The 549-nt window shown below is 68.1% G+C and carries 1 protein-coding gene; it reads left to right on the forward strand.

Features of this window, described 5'->3' with window-relative positions; genetic code table 11:
- Positions 1–549: hypothetical protein (locus tag CRT60_RS35980; RefSeq protein WP_425290384.1), on the forward strand; the 549-nt coding region annotated here is incomplete at both ends.

The raw sequence follows: 549 nt of genomic DNA on the forward strand, positions 1-549 counted from the left end.
CTGCGCGGCATCGAGACGCTGACCGGCAGTGCCGGCACCGATCTGCTGTTGCTGGGCGACACCGGCAACACGGCGACCGTATCGCTGTTCGAGACCATCCTCGGCGGCACCGGCAATGACCTCATCACCCTCGGGTCGAACGGCAACACCCTTGCGGTGTCGCAGCTTGAGACGCTGCTGGGCGGGTCCGGCCTGGATGTTGTGACGCTGGGGTCCGGCGGCAGCACGCTGATGACGGTGGCGGTGGAAACGCTGATCGGCGGCAGCGGCCTTGACGTGGTGACGCTGGGCACCGGCGGCACGACCGTGCGGATCGTCGGCATCGAGTCCGTCACCGGCAACAGCGGGCGCGATGTCGTCCAGCTGTCCGACGGCGGCGGCACCTTCGTCGTCAATTTGCTGGAAACGCTGGTCGGCAGTTCCGGCAGCGACGTGGCGGTGGTCGGCGAGCTTGGCGGCGGCTCGACCCTGTTGATCGCCGGGCTGGAGATCCTCGTCGGCAACTCCGGTTCCGACATCGTCACGTTGAGCGACGGCGGCAACACCACG

It is taken from the genome of Azospirillum palustre (assembly GCF_002573965.1).
Taxonomy (GTDB): domain Bacteria; phylum Pseudomonadota; class Alphaproteobacteria; order Azospirillales; family Azospirillaceae; genus Azospirillum; species Azospirillum palustre.